This is a genomic window from Mameliella sp. AT18 (genome assembly GCF_028807275.1).
GTDB lineage: Bacteria > Pseudomonadota > Alphaproteobacteria > Rhodobacterales > Rhodobacteraceae > Antarctobacter > Antarctobacter albus.
In genome coordinates this window covers 35,602-51,103 of record NZ_JARAMO010000187.1, presented here as the reverse complement: position 1 = coordinate 51,103, position 15,502 = coordinate 35,602, and the positions used below count along the sequence as shown (strand labels likewise).

General features: G+C 64.2%; 12 protein-coding genes. 7 read left to right on the top strand and 5 right to left on the bottom strand.

Annotation, left to right across the window (positions count from 1 at the left end; all coding sequences use genetic code 11):
- Nucleotides 1-266: 266 nt before the first annotated feature.
- Nucleotides 267-2,033 carry a PQQ-dependent methanol/ethanol family dehydrogenase gene (locus PVW46_RS16570; protein ID WP_043140248.1) on the top strand — a complete coding sequence of 589 codons (1,767 nt, stop codon included), beginning with the start codon at nucleotides 267-269 and terminating at the stop codon, nucleotides 2,031-2,033.
- A gap of 101 nt (nucleotides 2,034-2,134) precedes the next feature.
- Here the strand turns inward: PVW46_RS16570 and PVW46_RS16565 are convergent, their stop codons facing one another.
- Complete coding sequence (locus PVW46_RS16565) at nucleotides 2,135-3,064, bottom strand: hypothetical protein (protein WP_133066379.1); 930 nt, start codon at nucleotides 3,062-3,064, stop codon at nucleotides 2,135-2,137.
- A gap of 276 nt (nucleotides 3,065-3,340) precedes the next feature.
- Here PVW46_RS16565 and PVW46_RS16560 point away from each other — a divergent pair, with 276 nt between their 5' ends.
- The gene (locus tag PVW46_RS16560) at nucleotides 3,341-4,126 is read left to right on the top strand and encodes a TIGR00266 family protein (protein WP_043140243.1); all 786 of its coding nucleotides are present in this window, start codon (nucleotides 3,341-3,343) and stop codon (nucleotides 4,124-4,126) included.
- A 40-nt stretch (nucleotides 4,127-4,166) separates the two neighbouring features.
- Here PVW46_RS16560 and PVW46_RS16555 read toward each other — a convergent pair whose 3' ends face one another.
- On the bottom strand, nucleotides 4,167-4,823 hold the full coding sequence (locus tag PVW46_RS16555) for a GntR family transcriptional regulator (protein WP_069211087.1): 657 nt from the start codon (nucleotides 4,821-4,823) through the stop codon (nucleotides 4,167-4,169).
- 171 nt (nucleotides 4,824-4,994) lie between these two features.
- Between PVW46_RS16555 and PVW46_RS16550 the strand changes: the two genes are divergently transcribed.
- Complete coding sequence (locus tag PVW46_RS16550) at nucleotides 4,995-6,428, top strand: YfcC family protein (RefSeq protein ID WP_069211088.1); 1,434 nt, start codon at nucleotides 4,995-4,997, stop codon at nucleotides 6,426-6,428.
- 98 nt (nucleotides 6,429-6,526) lie between these two features.
- Here PVW46_RS16550 and PVW46_RS16545 read toward each other — a convergent pair whose 3' ends face one another.
- Nucleotides 6,527-7,525, bottom strand: coding sequence for a hypothetical protein (locus tag PVW46_RS16545; RefSeq protein WP_274576701.1), 999 nt, complete (start codon nucleotides 7,523-7,525; stop codon nucleotides 6,527-6,529).
- Nucleotides 7,526-7,773: 248 nt separating this feature from the next.
- On the opposite strand from PVW46_RS16545, the gene PVW46_RS16540 reads away from it, so the two are divergent.
- The 3 genes from PVW46_RS16540 to PVW46_RS16530 are packed head-to-tail and all read left to right on the top strand — an operon-like array spanning nucleotide 7,774 to nucleotide 11,932.
- Nucleotides 7,774-8,487, top strand: a complete 714-nt coding sequence (locus PVW46_RS16540) for a response regulator (protein ID WP_052244410.1) — start codon at nucleotides 7,774-7,776, stop codon at nucleotides 8,485-8,487.
- Nucleotides 8,488-8,528: 41 nt separating this feature from the next.
- Entirely contained in the window at nucleotides 8,529-9,713 is a 1,185-nt protein-coding gene (locus PVW46_RS16535; protein ID WP_069211091.1) for an FIST N-terminal domain-containing protein, read from the top strand.
- The gene (locus PVW46_RS16530; protein WP_069211092.1) at nucleotides 9,698-11,932 is read left to right on the top strand and encodes a hybrid sensor histidine kinase/response regulator; all 2,235 of its coding nucleotides are present in this window, start codon (nucleotides 9,698-9,700) and stop codon (nucleotides 11,930-11,932) included. Before PVW46_RS16535 ends, PVW46_RS16530 begins: the two co-directional genes overlap by 16 nt.
- Nucleotides 11,933-11,956: 24 nt before the next feature.
- Here PVW46_RS16530 and PVW46_RS16525 read toward each other — a convergent pair whose 3' ends face one another.
- On the bottom strand, nucleotides 11,957-13,174 hold the full coding sequence (locus tag PVW46_RS16525; protein ID WP_069211093.1) for an efflux RND transporter periplasmic adaptor subunit: 1,218 nt from the start codon (nucleotides 13,172-13,174) through the stop codon (nucleotides 11,957-11,959).
- Nucleotides 13,175-13,317: 143 nt separating this feature from the next.
- Nucleotides 13,318-14,808, bottom strand: coding sequence for a citrate lyase subunit alpha (citF, locus tag PVW46_RS16520; protein WP_069211094.1), 1,491 nt, complete (start codon nucleotides 14,806-14,808; stop codon nucleotides 13,318-13,320).
- An 89-nt stretch (nucleotides 14,809-14,897) separates the two neighbouring features.
- Here citF and PVW46_RS16515 point away from each other — a divergent pair, with 89 nt between their 5' ends.
- Complete coding sequence (locus PVW46_RS16515; RefSeq protein WP_069211095.1) at nucleotides 14,898-15,425, top strand: peroxiredoxin; 528 nt, start codon at nucleotides 14,898-14,900, stop codon at nucleotides 15,423-15,425.
- The last annotated feature ends 77 nt before the right edge of the window (nucleotides 15,426-15,502 follow it).

Below are 15,502 nucleotides of genomic sequence, written 5' to 3'. Positions count from 1 at the left end.
TTGAGAGAGAACGAGTCCTGACCCTAGTCGGGAACGGGATCGAGCGTTCAGTCACGGTCTCTGCCCTTTCTGCTGTCCTGGACCGGCGCCGCACCACCCGGATCGAGTCACGCGCGCGTCATGCTTCACCCGGCTTGTCAACCGCGCGACAGTCTTACGACCATTGTGCAATACCTCGCCGCGCGGCTTCCCTGAATACTGTCTGCAGCGCCCGGGAGAGGGGCGCGTGTATCCACGTCGCCTGGGCGATGAAGGGAGGAAATCTCATGAACCGATTCATTCTGGCAGCCGCTGCCAGCATTCTGCTGACCGGCACAGCTGCCACGGCACAAGTGACCGAGGCCGATCTGGCCGACGACCAGACCATCACGACGCAGGTCGTGACCAACGGCATGGGCCGCCACCTGCAGCGGTACAGCCCGCTGGACACGCTGAACAAGGACAACATCAAGTACCTGCAGGCAGCGTGGGCCTTCAGCTTTGGTGGCGAAAAGCAGCGCGGACAGGAAGCCCAGCCGATCATCTACGACGGTGTGATGTATATCACCGGCTCCTATTCGCGGCTCTATGCCATCGACCTCAAGACCGGCAAGGAACTGTGGCAGTACGACGCCCGCCTGCCCGAGGGCATCCTGCCCTGCTGTGACGTGGTCAACCGTGGCGCCGCGATCTATGGCGACATGATCATCTTCGGCACGCTGGACGCGCGCATCGTGGCCCTGAACAAGGACACCGGTGATGTCGTCTGGCGCGACAAGATCGCGGATTACAAGGCCGGCTATTCCTACACCGCCGCACCGCTGATCGTCGACGGGCTGGTCATCACCGGCAACTCGGGCGGTGAATTCGGCATCGTCGGCACCGTGCAGGCCCGCAACGTCGAGAACGGCGACCTGGTCTGGGAACGCCCGGTGATCGAAGGCCACATGGGCATGCTGAACGGCGAACCCTCGACCATGACCGGCGAGCTGAACGCGACCTGGCCGGGCGACATGTGGAAAACCGGCGGCGGCGCCACCTGGCTGGGCGGCTCCTACGACGAGCGCACCGACACGCTGATCTTTGGCGCGGGCAACCCCGCGCCCTGGAACAGCTGGCTGCGCGACGCGGGTCAGGACAACACCGGCAAGGGTGACAACCTCTACGCCGCCAGCCGCATCGGCATCGACCCCAAGACCGGCGAGATCAAGTGGCACTTCCAGACCACCCCGCGCGAAGGCTGGGACTATGACGGCGTGAACGAAGTGGTCGCCTACAACGACCGCGACGGCAACATGCGCCTGGCCACCGCCGACCGGAACGGCTTCTTCTACGTTCTCGACGCCGAAGATGGCGGGTTCATCTCGGCGACGCCTTTCGTCAAGGACATCACCTGGGCCAGCGGCATCGACGAGAACGGCCGCCCGATCTTCAACGAGGAGAACCGTCCCGGCGATCCCACCGCGGCCGCCGACGGCAAGAAGGGTGAAGTGATCTTTGCCTCGCCCTCCTTCCTGGGCGGCAAGAACTGGATGCCGATGGCCTTCAGCCAGAAGACCGGCAACTTCTACGTGCCCTCGAACGAATGGGGCATGGACATCTGGAACGAGCCGATCACCTACAAGAAGGGCGCGGCCTACCTGGGTGCCGGGTTCACCATCAAGCCGAACTACGAAGATCACATCGGCTCGCTCAAGGCGATTGACCCCGACACCGGTGACCTGGTCTGGGAATACAAGAACGACGCCCCGCTCTGGGGTGGCGTGATGACCACCGGCGGCGGCCTTGTCTTCACCGGCACGCCCGAGGGCAAGTTCATCGCGCTGGACGACGAGACCGGCGAGGTTCTCTGGGACTTCCAGACCGGCTCGGGCATCGTGGGTCAGCCCGTGACCTGGGAGATGGACGGCGAGCAGTATGTCTCGATCGTCTCCGGCTGGGGCGGCGCTGTTCCGCTCTGGGGTGGCGAGGTTGCCAAGAAGGTGAACTACCTCAACCAGGGTGGCACCGTCTGGACCTTCAAGCTGCCCAAGGAACTGGCCAGCCTGCAGTAAGCCGGCACACGACATCTGGAAAAGGGCGTCCCGCGGGGCGCCCTTTTTTGTTGCGTGAGTGGTGGCAGGTGGCGCGGCGCAGGTCCCGCGCCTGTCGGCGATCAGAACAGGGAGTTCTTGCGCTTTTCGACCCAGCACTTGGACGTCCCCGAGGTGATGACGTCGCCCGTGCAACAGAACAGGCAATAGCCGAACCCGCAAATCCAGAAGCAGCCCCACACGTCGATGGAGATGAGGTCGCCCAGGAAAGCGGCTATCGGTTCGGGGGGTTTTGCGCTGAGCGCCATCGTGTTGTGCGCAAGCGCAAACACCTCCAGCACGTCGGAGGGAACGGGATCGCCCTTGCGGTCGCAGCCTTCCGCCTCGAGATTGATGACCTGGCCATCGCGGATGTTGGCAAAGACCGTATCATCGCCGCAAGGCCCCTCCATCCTGCCGACCGGGACCCTGTGGCGGCCCGTGGACAGCTTTTCGACGTCGAGAAACGCGTTCGAGGCAAGGGCCTCGAAGTCCGGCTTGTAAACTTCGAACTCAATCTCCTGCCGAAAGGTCATCAGGGGCGATGCCGTGCCGGTCGAGGGTCCGCTGGGCCGCGTCAGCGAACACGACAGCCCATCCGCCGGAGACGAACAACAGGTGACGCAATACCCGAGAAGACAGATCTTGATACAGCCGGACACACCGATCGGCGGCGGCATGCCGACGTTCAGATTGGCAAGGAATGTCTGCACCGGCTGGGGCTCTTGCTCGGTCGGGGCGAGTTTGTCCATTGCCAGCCGGAACAGCGCGGCTTCCTCTTCGGTCGCCGTCCCTTTCGCGTCTTCGCAGGCCTCCGTCTCGATCTCGACGACCCGGCCGTCGTCGATGATCGCAAAGGCCGCACGGCCACAGCAACCGTCCTTGAACTTGCCGATTTCGATCCTGTGCCGTCCGGTAGACAGCTTTTCGGTATCAAGGAACTGGACGGAACTCGATACCTCGAATTCCGGGTGATGGACCTGGATTTCAACCTCTTTGGCAAAGGTTTGCACGGGTGTCCTGGTAAGTGTCGGGTCTTCGACAGCCATAACGATTTCTTTCTTTTTCAAAGGAACGGATCAAAAATGCTGAATTCGTAACTGCCCTATCTTACCATAATCAAAGCTCAACCCTGAGATGTTTCTTGATCTGACGAAATCCTTGTGGCTGTGCCTCTCGAAACCCGGGCCAGCAGCAATGGGGGCGCAGCGCCCTCTCTGGACTTCGCCCGCCTGACCGGTCTAGCCTTCGGCCCATTCGCTTTGTCCATATTCGAAAGGCGGTTTGAAATGCGGTGCCATGAAGTTGACTACGAGATTTTCGGCGATGACATGCAGATCGTCGAAGTGGAACTCGACCCGGCAGAGGTCGTGATCGCCGAGGCAGGGGCCATGAACTACATGGATGACGGGATCGGCTTTGAAACTCGTCTGGGCGATGGCGGACGCCCGTCCGCCGGGTTCATGGATTCGCTTTTGAACGTCGGCAAACGCGTGCTGACCGGCGAATCCATCTTCATGACCCATTTCACCAACAACGGTCAGGGCAAGAAGCGCGTCGCCTTTGCCGCGCCCTACCCGGGCAAGATCATCCCGGTGAACATGGCCGAGATGGGCGGCGAACTGATCTGTCAGAAGGACGCCTTTCTCTGCGCGGCCTTCGGCACGACGACCGACATCGCCTTTCAGCGTCGGCTGGGGGCCGGGTTCTTTGGCGGCGAAGGGTTCATCCTGCAGCGTCTGAACGGTGACGGCATGGCCTTCATCCATGTGGGCGGCACCGTCATCCGGCGCGAGCTGCAGGCCGGTGAGGTTCTGCGCGTCGATACCGGCTGTCTGGCCGCGATGACCAGCGGCGTCCACTATGACATCGAACGGGCCGGGAACCTCAAGAGCATGGTCTTCGGCGGCGAGGGGATCTTTCTGGCCACCCTGCGCGGACCGGGCACCGTGTTCCTGCAAAGCCTGCCCTTCTCGCGGCTGGCGGACCGCGTGCTGCGCGCCGCGGGTCCCGGCGGCAGCAAGGGCGAAGGCTCGGTGCTGGGCGGGTTGGGGGACATGTTCGGCGACAGGTGAACCCTAGTCACGGCGCCGCCACCGAATACAGCGGGACGGTTCAGCCGTGGATGCCCCACCAGCGCAGGGTCTGCACGAAATGGAGGTCGATCGCCTGCATCGCCGCCGCTTCGTCCCCGGCCTCGATCGCTGAAACGATGGCCAAGTGCTCTTCCATCGCCGAGGCAACACGGTCGGCGAGAAAGGGGCGCGTGTTCTGGATGATGGCGATGCGGGTGCGGTTCTCTTCGTAGCAGCGCCGCAGCAGAGGATTGTCGAGCTCTTCGGCAAGGGCGTCGTGCAGGCTGAGATCCACGTCGATGGCGTCGATCGCCTCTGCGGCGCCGATCCCGGCCCGCGCCCGCGACAGAAGCGCCTCATGCGCCGCGCGCAGATCGGACCAGTCGCGCCTCTGGTCGCGCGCCAGCAGGCGGCGCGCGCCTTCCTTGTCCAGCGTCGCGCGCATGTCCATGCAGTTCCGCGTCGACGCGAGGTCCGCCGACATCACCTGGATGCCGCGTTTGGGCAGGATCTCGACCAGTCCCTGCGCCTCGGCTCGCTTGACCGCCTCGCGAATCGACGAGATCGGAAACCCCAGAACGCTCACCAGTTGCTGCATCGAATGAAAGCTGCTCGAGGGCAGTTCTCCGCCTCTCAAGGCATCGACAAGGGCGCCAAAGGCACGTCTGCTCTGCGCTTCACCGCCTGCCTCTGTCATGTTTTCCTCCGCTTTCCTGTATATTTGCCGCCACTTTCAAAAATTTGCAAACAGACCCTTCTGAAAGCACTTATGGCATCACAGAAGATATTTTAACTAACATGTCAGTTATTGCAACATCAGACGATCTTTGCGCCGCGGTGCGCCGCAGGGTCGAGGGAGGACCAGACAATGACCGCCGAGAACACCGAAGTTGACGAGACAGAGGCGCCCGGATTCCGGATGCCACACATCTACGTCATTCTGTTCGTCTTCACGGCCATTGCCGCCGCATTGACCCATGTCATTCCGGCAGGTCTCTATGACCGGGTGACGCTTGCGAACGGCCGCAGCGCCATCGACCCGACCAGCTACCGCGAGGTTCCGGCCACGCCCGTGGGGCTGGAACAGTTCATGCTGGCCGTCCCGAATGGCCTGGTGGATGCGGCGACCGTCGTCTTCTTTACCTTCATCATCGGCGGTACGTTCATGGTGGTGCGCCGGACCGGCCTGATCGACGTGGCGGTGGACAAGCTCGCAAGGCGTTTTTCCTCGCGCAGCCTGTTGATGTTTCCCGTGCTTATGACGGTCTTTGCCGTCGTGGCCTCGTTGATCGGGACGCAGGAACTGGCCCTCGTCTACGTGCCCGTGATCCTGCCCCTGATGATCGCGCTGGGGTACGATTCGGTCACCGCCGCGGCCACCGCGCTTTTGGCGACGACCGCCGGGTTTACAGCCGGCGTGCTGAACCCGATCAACACCGGGCTGGGCCAGACGATCGCCGAACTGCCGCTGTATTCGGGTGCCGGTCTGCGCGCCACGCTCTTTGTCGTTCTGCTGGTCGTGGCCGTTCTGCACACGATCCGCTATGCCCGCCGTGTCCGCGCCAACCCCGACGACAGCCTGATGGCCGGGGATTCCCGTGAAGAGGCAAAGCGCGGGTCCTACCGCCACGATTTCTCGGCAGAGCCGATGCGGTTTTCCCGACGCCAGGCCTGGGCCGGGCTGGTGACACTGGGCTTTTTCGCGATCCTCGTCTGGGGCGTACTGACCCGTGGCTGGTTCATGCTGGAAATGGCGGGGCTGTTTGTCCTGATGGGCGTGGCCGTTGGGCTTGTCGCCGGGCTGAACACCGCACGCATCTGCGATGCCTTCAACGAGGGTTTCCGCGACGTGCTGATGGGCGCGATCATCGTCGGACTGGCCCGGGCGGTCGCGGTGATGTTCGAGCAGGGGCAGGTCATGGACACTCTGGTGCACGGCCTTGGCGGACTGGTCGGCAGCTTTCCCGACACGCTTTCGGCGGTGGGCATGTTCCTGTCGCAGCTCGGCTTCAACTTCGTCATTCCGTCGGGCAGCGGCCAGGCGCTTGTGACCATGCCGATCATGGCGCCGCTTTCGGACCTGATCGGGGTGACACGGCAGAACGCGGTGCTGGCCTACCAGCTGGGTGATGGACTCTCGAACATCTTCTACCCGACCTCCGGTTACTTCATGGCGACCCTGGCGCTGGCCGGTGTGGGCTGGGATCGCTGGATCCGGTTCTTCCTGCCGCTCTTCGTGACCTGGATCGGCATCGCCATCGCCTTCCTGGTCTTCGCCCAGGCGACCAACTGGACCGGCTGATCCGGACCGACAGACCAGAGAACGGCGTGACCCCGGTCACGCCGTTCGCATGATGGTCGGCGCCGATCTCGAAAGCGCGCAGTCACGCCACCGGTCGGTTACGCCATTTCAAGATCGTCTTCGACATCCGGATCTTCTACGAGGGGGGCCTCTTCGAAGTCTTCTGGCAGACTCAAAGCCGCCATCAGCTCCTCGCCGCTTTCAAGGTCCAGAGCTCCAGCCTCGATGGCGGCATCATAAGCCTCCAGCACCTCGTCGGCATCCGCGAAGCCGCCTTCGGGGGCCTCGATGCGGAACAACTCGACGGGATAGCCTTCCTCGTGCAGTGTATAGAACCTGATGTCCACGATATCGGTGATATCGTAGCCTTCGATTTCGTTTTCGAAATAAGCCAGATAGTTTTCGAACGTGGGCTCCTGGTCTTCGGGCAGCACCGGGTTGCCTTCGAAAGGTTCGCCAAAAATGGCAACGCCATCCGGCAAGCCGGTTTCCTCGTTTGTCCCGGTGCCGAAATACACCTTTTCAAATGTCGGCTCCTCGGGATCCTCAGGCTCTTCCGGGTCGTCTGACACGGCTTTGATCGACCCCTCGTCCGTGGTCGTCGAGGTCGCACGGATGCCGACGACATCAATGTCGTCGATGCTTTCGGCATCCAGTTCAAGCGTAAGCGTGTCGCCTGCGGAAAGGTAGGTTTCCTTGTCTGCCGCATCGGGGCCGAGGCCAGGATCACTGAGCGCCTGGGCCATGTCCCACTGGATATCCCCGTCTTCAAGCCGCGCACCGTTCATGTTGAGCGGTCCGTCGAGAGAGGCGCTCTCTCCGGAATAGTCGTCGTCGCCGAAGTAGATCGCATTCACATCCATCGCGCCTTCGAGAACCGTGATGTCCGCCATGATGGTTCCGTTATCCTCGAACAGGCTTACGGTGTAGGAAAGGCCGTCAAGTTCGTACGTGAAAACCTTAAGGTAGTCGGGCATAAGATCGTCCCCCAATCGCAGCCTGTTAAGGCAAGATTTTTCTTGATTTTCGAAATAACCAATGGACCCACGATGGGCCGGAATCGTGACAACGACAAAATTATGCCATTTTTCAGCCACTTTTTGTTAGATTCATACGGAAACAATACGTTTCCGGGATAGAGAACTCTTTCCATCGCAAAGGTCGCTCTCGCCTTCGCGGCCAGGACTCCCGTCCATCTGCATGTGCTCAGCGCAGGTTGATTCCGAACGTAGCGCATTGCCCCACGCCTTCGGCGCCTGTTCGGCCCCTCCTAAGACCTTAGCACAGGTGCCGTGGCTCTGGCGCTTTGCTAGGATCGTAAGGTATACCAAGAGACCGGCGTTCAATGGGGAGGAGAACGTTGCCCGATACGGATCATCAACGGCATTTCGCCTCGGCGCTGATCGTGGACGATCATCCGCTGTTTTGCGACGCGCTTGCCATGACGCTCAAGACCGTGGCCGGGATCGAGGAAATCGAGACCGCCAGCCTGCTGGAAGATGCGCTGGACGCCCTGAGCGAAGGCGCGGAACCGGATGTCATCGTGCTGGACCTCAACCTGCCGGACGTGAACGGGCTGGACGGGTTGATCCGGCTCAAGACCGCGGCCGGGGCAATCCCGGTGGTCGTCGTCTCTTCGATGGCGGACAATCGCATGGTGACATCGGTGATGCGCGCGGGCGCCAAGGGATTCGTCCCCAAGCACAGCCAGCGCGGCGTCTTCCGCCAGGCCTTCGACGCGCTGGCCCGCGACGAGGTTTTTGTCCCCGAGGGCTTCGTCGACGTGGGCGATGCCGGCCAGCCGGCGGATTCCGGTGACGACGCGGTGTCGCGCCTGTCGACGCTGACCAATCAGCAGGCGCGCATCCTGCAACTGATCTGCGAAGGCAAGCTGAACAAGCAGATCGCCTATGACCTGTCCATCGCGGAAACCACCGTCAAGGCACATGTCACCGCCATCATGCGCAAGCTGGGTGTCCAGAGCCGCACCCAGGCCGTGCTGATCGCGGGCGAGGCCAGCTTTTCGAACCTCTTGCCAAGACAGCCGGACACTCCGTAATCTGTCCCGAATAAAGACAGAACACCTGGGGAGGAGAACCGATGGACGGAGGAGTCTCTCCGTCCGAGGGAGGTGTCGATAACGACGCCATTCTGCGGACAGCCCGCGCCGATTGCGACGCACCCGACCTGATCGACCAGCTTGCCGACGGGCTGGGCAACGGCCCCTTTGCCGTCGTGATGATCTTTTGCAGCCCCGCAACCCCCTTTCAGACGCTGGTAACGGGCCTGCAGTCCCGACTGGGCGATGCCCCGGTCATGGCCTGCACCACCGCCGGAGAGATCGCGATGGGCGCCGGTTACGTCGAGGAACAGGTGGTGGCGATGGCCCTGCCGCAGCGCTGTTTCGAGGCCGAGGTCCTGCTGTACGAGGATCTGGAAAACCTGCCCAGCCACGAGATGACCCAGCGCACCATCCGCGCCCGCGCCGAGCTGGGCGCCCGCGCGCCCGAGATGACAGAGGAATTCGCCTTTCTCATGGTCGACGGGCTGTCGATGCAGGAGGACCGGCTGGCCTCGTCCCTGACCGCCGGGCTGGGGCCGACCCAGCTGTTCGGGGGGTCCGCCGGAGACGGGGTGCGGTTCGAACATACCTTCGTCGCCCTGAATGGCGTCTGCCACGAAAAGGCCGCTGTCATGGCGCTGGTGCGCAGCACCTGCCGGCTACGGGTGTTCAGCGTCAACCATTTCACCCCCACCGACCTGCGCATGGTGGTGACCCGCGCGGATCCCTCGCGCCGTTTGGTGCATGAAATCAACGCCGAACCCGCAGCACTGGAGCTTGGGCGCCTGCTGGGCAAGGACCCGCACCAGATCGACACCTTCACCTTTGCCGACAGCCCGATGGTGGTCCGCCTGGGTGGCAGCCACCACGTCCGCGCCATCAAGCGCGTGACAGAGGACGGCGCGCTTGAATTCTTTTCCGCCATCGACGAGGGGCTGGTGCTGACCCTTGCCGATGCGGCCCATATCGTCGACCACCTGGACCAGCAGCTAAGCGAACTGTCACGGACCGAACAACCGGAGGCGATCCTTGCCTGCGATTGCGTCCTGCGCCGGATCGAGGCCGAAAAACGCCAGTTGAAACGGCCCCTTGACGATGTGTTGTCGCGGCACAGGGTCACCGGGTTTTCCACCTACGGCGAGCAGGTCAACGGGATGCATGTCAACCAGACCATGACCGGGGTCGCGATCTATGCACCGGAGGCTCCATGCAGGGAGACCTGACGCATTACCTGATCAATCCCAACGATCCACTTGAACGCCAGAACGAAAAGCTGCTCCGGATCAGCGAGGCGCTGATGCGCCGGGTCGAACAGGACACCGACCAGTCCGGCGCCGCCTATGCCCAGTTCGAACGCGCCGCCATGCTGGAGGACCAGGTGCGCCAGCGCACCCGCGACCTGGAATACACGCTTGACCTGCTGAACCAGTCCAATGCCGCCCTCGCCCGCGCCAAGCACGAGGCCGAACACGCCCGCAAGAACCTGGCCAACGCGATCGAGGCGGTGCAGGAGGGCTTTGCCCTGTTCGACAGCGCCGACAAGCTGGTGATGTGGAACAGCCGGTTCAGCCTGCCGCTGCACGACGTTCAGCCGCGCCTGGCCGAGGGGCTGCCCTTTGCCGACTACGTTGAGGCCGTCAGCGAAAGCCGGTTCCTGCAACTGCCCGACATCGTCAGCCCCGCGCAATGGGCCGAACAGCGGCTGAAGCGCCACAAGGACCGGCACGCGATCTTCAACGTGCGCCTGATCTGGGACCGCTGGCTGCAGGTCAGCGAACACCGCACGCCGGACGGCGGCACCGTCGTCCTGCAGACCGACGTGACCGACATCATGCGGCTGGAACGGCAGGAACGCGGCAAGCTGCTGGACAGCCAGGCGCGGATGCTGCGGGCGACGCTGGACCACCTCAACCAGGGGGTCTGCATCTTTGACCGCGATGCGCGGCTGGTGGGCTGGAACGACAAGATCGGCGAGATGCTGTCCCTGCCCATCGCCACGCTGCGGCTGGGCGTGGATTTCGACCGGCTGATCGAACAGCTTGAAACCCGTTTCGACGCCGACGTGATGACCGCCGAGGAACTGCGCGCCTGGGCCCACCAGGACCGCGGGCGCCTGCCCCTGCGGTTCGAGATCCGCGCCGAAAGCAGCATCACGCTGGATGTCTTCGGTCAGGAAATGCCCGATCGGGGCTTCGTGATCTCATTCACCGATGTTTCCGTCGAACGCCAGGCGGCGCGGGCACTCGAAGAGGCCAACGAACTGCTGGAACGGCGGGTGATGGAACGCACGCTGGAACTGGAGGATGCGCTGGTCACGGCGGAACGGGCCAACGCCTCCAAGTCGCGTTTCGTCGCGGCGGCCAGCCACGATTTGCTGCAACCGCTGTCGGCAGCCAAGCTCTATATCTCGGGGATCGCCGAGGGTGGCGGCGATGACACCACCCAGCAACACGCCACCAAGGCGCTGAGCGCGATGGACAGCGTCGAAAAGATCATCGACGCCCTGCTGGACATCTCGAAACTGGATTCCGGCGCCGCCAGCCTCGACATCACCGCCGTCTCCGTGAACCAGCTCCTGCAGAGGCTGCACGATGAATTCGCCCCGCTCGCCGCGCTCAAGGGGCTGGACCTGCGCGTGGTTCCGGCCTCTGGCAGCGTGGCAAGCGACCCCGGCTTCCTGCGCCGCATCCTGCAGAACCTGATCGCCAACGCGGTGCGCTATACCGAAACGGGTCGCGTGCTTGTTGGTGCGCGGCGGCAGGGAAACACCATCCGGTTCGAGGTCTGGGACACCGGGCCCGGGATTGCGGAAGACGACCAGGAACGGATTTTTCGCGAGTTTGAGCGGCTGGACAGCAAGAGCAGCGTGAACGAGGGGCTGGGCCTGGGTCTGGCCATCGTGGAACGCGCCTGCGCGCAGCTGCGCCACCCGCTTGGCGTGAGTTCGGAACTGGGACGCGGCACGCGGTTCTTCTTCAGCGCGCAGCGGGTGAACGGCCCGAACGAGATGCCCACACCGCGCAAAAGCCCCGCGGCGCGGCAACGTCTGCGCGACAGCGGGCTGATCGTGCTGCTGGTGGAAAACGACGAAGAGCTGCGCCGCGCGCTGGGCCTCTTGATCGAACGCTGGGGCGGCAGCGTGCTGGACGCCGGAAGTGTCGAGGAGGCGCGCGCGCTGCTGCACGACATCGGCATTCTGCCGGACGCCCTTCTGGCGGATTACCACCTTGGCGAGGGGCAGGACGGGCTGGCGCTGGTCCGGCAGCTGCGGGCGCGCGATCCGGCCCTGCCAGCGCGCCTGATGTCGGCCAACCGGTCGACCGAGCTGCGCCACATGTGCGACGCGGCGCAGACGGTGCTGATGACCAAGCCGATCAACACCGAGGATCTCGAGGATTTCCTGTACTCCGCGACCATGCGGGGCACGCTGACCCCGCCCTGACCCGGCAGGATCACCGCAAGACGATCAGCGCAGCGCCACCGCCTGCCCTTCGCCCAGACCGGCAAGGACGTCACTGACGATCAGCCGTCCGGCCGCGCCGGGAATGCGCGCGATGGTCTCACGCGGGCCGGTCCTGAGGATCTCGACCGTGACCTCCTGCAGGGTGGCGCCCTCTTCATCGACGAGGAAGACCGTGTCGCCATTGGTCAGCGCGCCGGTCGGAATCTCGAAGGTGTCGTCGCTTGCGTCCAGCATTGCCTCGACCTCGACCGCCTCGTTCAGGAACAGGTCGGGGGCGCAGGTCTCATCGACCTCGATGGTGGCCTTGACGAACTGGTTTTCCAGGTCCGCCTCGGTGTCGAACCGGGTGATCGTCCCGGCGCAGACCTGGCCGTTCACGCGGGTGATGCGCACGCCGGAGCCGCCGGAGATCCCGGTCGGGCCGCTTTCGGACAGGCGGCTGATGAGGATGAAGACATCCACCGATTTCTCGCTGGGGGCATAGATCTGCGCGGCGCGTTCCCCGGCCGAGACACAGTCGCCCACGTTGGTTTCGAACCCCACCAGCACCCCGTCGATGGGTGCCGTCAGCACCAGCTGTTCGTGGTTGAGCTGCGCCGTCTGCAGGTCCAGCTGCCCGATCTCATGCGCGATCTCGGCGCGGCGCTTGGCGGCGCGGGCGGTGGCGATGGCCTCTTGCGCGCGGTCGGCGGCAAACTGCGCTTCCATGAAGCGGCGCTCGACCCCTTCCATCGTGGTCTCGTTGATCAGGCCCCGGCCCAGCATGGTGCTGTTGCGCTCGTACTCGGCGGTGGTCAGGTCCAGCTCCTGCTGGCGGCGCTTGTCGTCGGCAATGGCGGACTGGATGTCCAGCTCGCGTTCCTCGATCGTGGCGGCCAGTTCGGCAACCCGCGACTCGGCGGTGCGCAGCGCAAGCATCGACCGCTTGTCATCCAGCCGCACCAGCACTTGCCCGGCGGTGGCGACGCGCGCGCGCTTGGCCTTGTCCGAGACCTCGACCACGCAGCCGCCTGCCTCGTAGGAAAGGCCCAGCATGTCGCTGGCCTGCACCGTGCCAAAGAAGGTATCGGTGGTAACCGGCTGTTCCGATGTCAGCCGCATCGTGTCGACCTGGATCGGCGTGGCATCCTGGGCAAACCCGGCCACCGGCATCATCAGCGCCAGCGCCCCGGCGCCTGCAAATGCACGCCAGGACCGCTTGAACTGGATGTCTGTTATCATCCTGAAACCTCTTTTCCCTGTTGAACGCCGCGGTCCGTCTTTTGTCCTGCGAACGGCGGCCCGGATCCGCGAAAACCATAGCGCATACGGCGCGATTGTCGCGGTTTCGGCACGGAATACCAGCGCCTTGTCACGGCAAAGTGTCAATCCGTGCCGATTTGGCGGACAAGGTCGGTCACGCTGCCGTCGCGGTATTCGCTGATGGCAACCACCCGTCCCCCGGCCCGGGGCGGCACCGGCTGGCGCGCGGCAGTGGCGGCCTCACGGGCCAAGTCCTCTATCGGGCGCAAGCGCAGGCCGGCGCTGTGCAGCCGTTCCGCCAGCTCTGTCCGCGCTGGGTTCACCGCCAGCCCCGCCTCTGTCACCACAACGTCGATCGTCTGGCCCGGCGTGGTCAGCGTCCCGACCTGCGGCACGATCTTGGCAAAACCGGCGGCCGTCAGGCGCGTGGTCACGATGGACAACTGCGCGCCCGCCGCCGTGTCCGCGTGACCGCCAGACCCGCCGATCAGGACACCACCCGCCCGGGTGGTCACGTTGACGTTGAACTCCAGATCGACCTCTGCCGCACCCAGCACCACCGCGTCGACCCGGTCGACCACCGCGCCGCCGATATGCGGTGCGGCATAGGTGGCCGCCGACATCGCCTGGTGCCGGGGATCGTCCCGGTAAGACCGCACGGCCTCGAGGTCAAAGCACTGCACGTCCAACAACCCGCGAAAGAGCCCCGCGCGCAGCATCTCGACGTGAAACCCGGTGATCCCGCCGGAACAGAAGCTGCCCGTGACACCCGCGCTCGCCATCTGGCGGCCCACCGCAGCAGCGGTCGCCAGAGAGGCGCCCCCGGCGCCGGTCTGGAAGGAAAACCCGTCGTTCAACAGCCCGCTGGCGGCGATGGTGCGGGCTGCGCTGTCAGCAATGGCCAGGCTGACAGGGTCCTCTGCCGGGCGCGTGGTGCCCGAGGCGATGCCCGACGGATCACCGATGCGCGGCACCTGCACGACGTGATCCACCTGCCTTTGCGGGATGTCGATGGCGGGCGCCGGGTAAGGCACCAGCGTATCGGTGATGGCCACGGTGCGGCGGGCGACCGCGACATCCGTCATCGGGTATCCCAACGTGCCGCAGGCGGTGGCGCCCATGCTGCCCGAAATATTGCCCATCTCGTCCGCGACCGGTGCGGCGACAAAGGCCGCGTCTATCACGATGTCCCCCGCATCCAGCGCCCGCGCCCGACCACCATGCGTCATCAGGACCGCCGGCAGGGGCAGCGCCCCGGTCGAGATCGCCTCGCCCACCGGACCCGAGATGAAGGCCGCCGAGATGCGGGAGACGGTGCCGTTCCGGATATGCTCGACCAGCGGCGCGTGGACCGGAAAGAGGGAACTGGCCGCCACATGCAGGTCCTTCAGCCCCCGGCGGGCCAGCGCCGCCATGACCATGTTCAGCACCGCATCGCCATTGCGCAGATGATGATGGAACGACACCGTGGCCCCGTCGCGCAGATCACAGGCGGAAATCGCCGCATCGAGATCCGCCAGCACCTTGGTCATGCGCGGACCACGCGTGACACCCGCGGGCCTGTAGGGGCGCAGCGCGCCATAGCCGGGAAGATCGGGCGGCAGGTCGGTCATCTTCTCTCTCGTCAACTTGGGCGCTTTACCGTCGGCCCCGGGGGGCTACTCTGGAACAGGCCACACCGACCTGCAACAGGAGCCCGGACATGACACCACAGCGCATTCCCGAAACCGTCTTTCACACTCGCCAGCGCAACGAGGCCCTGGGCGGCGACAACCCCTATGAATGGAAGGACGTCACCAGCGCCGAACTGTTCGACCGTCAACGCGTAGTGCTGTTTGCGCTGCCCGGCGCCTTTACGCCCGCCTGTTCCGAGACCCACCTGCCGGGCTACGAACGCCATTACGACGCGTTCCGCGCCCGGGGGATCGACCGCGTGATCTGCCTGTCGGTCAACGACGCCTTCGTCATGCATCAATGGGCGCGGGCGCAGGGGATCGAAAAGGTCATGATGCTGCCAGACGGCAACGGCGATTTCACCCGGCTGATGGGCATGCTCGTCGACCGGTCGGCGCAAGGCATGGGCCTGCGCAGCTGGCGCTACGCGATGCTTGTCGAAGACGGCGAGATCACCGCGCTGTTTGCCGAACCGGGGGTGAAAGACAATCCGCCCGGCGTTCCCGTGAAGGTTTCCGGGGCCGAAACAATGCTGGCCCATCTCGAAGGCGGGTGAGAGCACCAGTTCGAGGCCTGCCCCAGAGGATAGGAATTTCTCCTTATACGGTATTGAATGTGTCGGTTGCGTCACAA